Here is a 3,524-nt window from a genome sequence, read left to right on the forward strand (position 1 = left end):
GACCTTAAGGCATGTAAAATCTGCCTGGGTAAAGGATTTTGAAGTAAAAGTGGACGACCAGGGCCAGGTAACAGAGTATAGGGTATTGTTGAAGATCAGCTTTGTTCTGGATGACTTAGAGGTCTAAGCTGATAGTTAGCAGTTAATTTAATTGAAGATAGAATTTGTCTATTTTAAACCTTGTATGATATATTAGTCCTACTTAATATATTTACCCAAAGGAAGCTATTTGAATTCCAGGGATTTGCAGCAGAGGCTCAAGGTGGTAAACAGTGTAGCCCCTATCCGTATTTGTGATAATGGCGGTTGGACGGATACCTGGTTTGCCGAACACGGCAAGATTTTCAATATAGGAGTCTATCCTTATGTTGAAACCCAGATTGAGGTTTTCCCCCTGGATTCAAGAAGGGACCGCATTACCCTTTATGCGGAAAATTATGGCGAACGTTATATAGTGAAACCCAACTCTGTTGGCTGGGACCGGCATCCGCTACTGGAAGCAGCCATAGAGTACATGAATATACCTAAAGATTTAGCGCTGCAAATCTCTATTTATTCCGAAGCTCCAGCTGGATGCTCAACCGGTACTTCAGCGGCAGTAAGCGTGGCTTTGATTGGAGCCCTGGATTGCCTGAGTTATGGAAAAATGACTCCCCATGAGGTGGCTTATGCCGCCCATAAGGTGGAAACAGATCTGCTTCACCTGCAATCAGGCATACAGGATCAGCTTTGTTCTGCCTATGGGGGTATTAACTTCATTGAAATGTATAATTATCCTTATGCTACTGTATCCCAGATAAGTATTCCTAACTCCATATGGTGGGAGCTGGAAAGACGGCTGGTGTTGATCTTTATGGGTAAATCCCATAAGTCTTCTGAAGTGCATGAAAAAGTAATAGCTGATTTGGAGGATGAGGGACCGGAAAGCCCCCGGCTGGAAAAATTAAGGAAAACAGCGGAGCTTTCCCGCGATGCCCTTTATGCCGGGGATTTTGATGCTTTGGGCCAAGCCATGATTTACAATACCGAGGCCCAGAAAGAGTTAAGTTCAGCTCTTATAAGTGATAGTATTTTAGAGATTATCGGAATTGCCAAGGAAAGCGGTGCTATTGGCTGGAAGGTAAATGGAGCAGGGGGAGAAGGCGGATCGCTTACTTTATTATGTGGAGAAAAATCAAGCCAGAAAAGGTATATGCTAAAGGAAATTGAAAAAGCAAATCCCTTGTATAGGAATATACCCCTATATTTAAGCCGTTACGGGCTGCGTACCTGGGAGACCTAACAGGACCAAAATACAGAAAGACCTAAGTATGATACAATCCCAACACCCTATAAAAGCAGTAATTTTTGATATGGGAAACGTGATATTAAAAGTGGACCATATGGTGGCCTGCCGGAAATTTGCCCAGTTCAGCCCTTTTTCCAAGGAAGTTATTTATTCCAAATTAATTGGTACCAAACTGGAGGACAGTTTTGAAAGGGGATTTATTGAGCCTGAGCCTTTTTATGAAGCTACTGCTAAAAAGATAGGGGTAGATATTTCCTTTGCCCAGTTCAGTGCTATTTTTAATGATGTCTTTTTTGATCATGACGGAATGCCAGAGGTGTTGCTGCAGGTCAAAAAGAGGGTGAAAGTTTTGGCTTTATCCAATACCAATTACCTGCACTATCGGTGGGTGGAGAAAAAGTTTAAGGTAATGGATAATTTTGAACAAAAAGTGCTGTCCTTTGAAATGGGATACCGCAAGCCTGAACCGGAGATTTACATGAAGGCATTAGACATACTGCAATGCCGCCCGGAAGAAACAGTCTACATAGATGATGTTGAAGATTTTGTAAAGGGAGCCCGGAATTTGGGCTTAAACGGCATTGTGTTTAAATCCTATGAATATTTTAAGTCTGAACTTTTAAAATTCATGGGCGGCCTCCCCCTTTAACTGGCCATATACCCCCAAGGAAAAGTTTATAATTACTTTCCTAATTGATGCTATTTTTAATAATCTTTTATCTACGGCAGGTTTAAGATTGTTAACTGGCTGATTTCAAATTATACTTGGCTTTATATGGTTAAGCTTCAAAAAATAATAAACATAGCTAAAGGATTGTCGCATTCGGGGAGCAGCCTTTCCGGCAAAGCGGCCAAGGGGACTTTCTGGGTTTTCTTTATTAGGATAGTTGACCGGTTATTTAAGCTGGTAAGGCTGGTCATTTTAGCCCGGATTCTTTCCCCCAATGACTTTGGAGTATTTGGAGTAGCGCTCCTGGTTTTATCTATCCTGGAATCATTTACTAATACCGGTTATTCCCAAGCCTTAATCCATAGCAGGAAAGAAACCAGGCCTTACTTAAATACTGCCTGGACCATGGGATTAATCAGAAGCCTGGTAATTGCAGTGGCTATTTTCTTTTTAGCCAAGCCAGCCTCACTTTTATTTTCTGCTCCCAATGCCGAGAATATTATAAGGGTTATGGGAATAGCAGTGCTAATCCAAGGTTTTAATAATATTGCCATATTATACCTTCACAAGGAATTGGAATTTAAAAAGGTGTTCAAATACCAATTCCTGGGTACCTTGATAGATTTTATTGTTACAGTGGTAGCAGTATTTTTATTAAGAAATGTATGGGCCCTGGTATTGGGCCTTTTAGCTGGTAATTTAACCAAATGTATTATGTCTTACATAATTGAGCCCTACCGGCCAAGAATACAAATTATTGCCAGCCAGACCAAGGAGCTGTTTTCTTACGGCAAGTGGATTACCGTATCGGGAATATTAATTTTCTTAATTATCCAGGGAGATGACATATTAGTAGGAATAATGCTGGGCGCTGCCATGCTGGGGTTCTACCAGATGGCTTACCGTATTTCCAATATACCGGCTACAGAAATTACTAATGTTATCTCCAGGGTTGGCTTTCCCCTGTATGCCAAGCTGCAGTCAGAGCCGGAAAGGTTAAGGTCTGCTTATAGTAAGGTGCTGCAATTGGTATCATTTATTACTTTCCCCATCTCTGCTGTTATTCTGGTAATGGCTCCACAATTTGTGCATATATTTTTAGGGGATAAGTGGATAGCCATTGTGCCGGTTATACAGGTTTTAGTGCTGGCCGGCCTGGCCAGGTCTATGTTTACTACCATGATTCCCTTGTTTGCTGCTATTGGCAAACCCAAGATAGAAACCAGGTGGCAGGTAGTAAGGTTTCTAGTAATAGCTGCATTGGTTTATCCCTTGACTTATAAATATGGGATTATGGGCACATCTATAGCTGTTTTTAGCGGGGTGCTGGTGGCATCAATAGGCTTCTTTGTTCAGACTATAAAAGTGCTTAAATTGCCAATTCGCAGTGTATTAAAGATCATAGGCCTGCCCTTAATAGGAGGAGTAATTATGGTATTGGCTGCCTATGGGTTTAAATTGGTGCTAGATACTTACACGGCGGCTGGATTCATAGCTATATTGGCCATAATTATTTTCATATTTATAGTTATGAATTATCTATATAATAGATTTCTGGGCTACCAT

3 protein-coding genes are annotated in these 3,524 nt (G+C 41.1%); all 3 read left to right on the plus strand.

Features of this window, described 5'->3' with window-relative positions; genetic code table 11:
- The first annotated feature begins 229 nt into the window (after positions 1-229).
- Positions 230-1,282, plus strand: coding sequence for a GHMP kinase (locus tag PHN32_09080; protein MDD3777740.1), 1,053 nt, complete (start codon positions 230-232; stop codon positions 1,280-1,282).
- A 28-nt stretch (positions 1,283-1,310) separates the two neighbouring features.
- Complete coding sequence (locus PHN32_09085) at positions 1,311-1,937, plus strand: HAD family phosphatase (GenBank protein MDD3777741.1); 627 nt, start codon at positions 1,311-1,313, stop codon at positions 1,935-1,937.
- Positions 1,938-2,063: 126 nt separating this feature from the next.
- A partial coding sequence (locus tag PHN32_09090; protein MDD3777742.1) for a lipopolysaccharide biosynthesis protein occupies positions 2,064-3,524 on the plus strand: 1,461 nt, incomplete at its 3' end.

The sequence above is a fragment of the Actinomycetota bacterium genome (genome assembly GCA_028698215.1).
In the GTDB taxonomy this organism is placed as follows: Bacteria; Actinomycetota; Humimicrobiia; order Humimicrobiales; family Humimicrobiaceae; genus Halolacustris.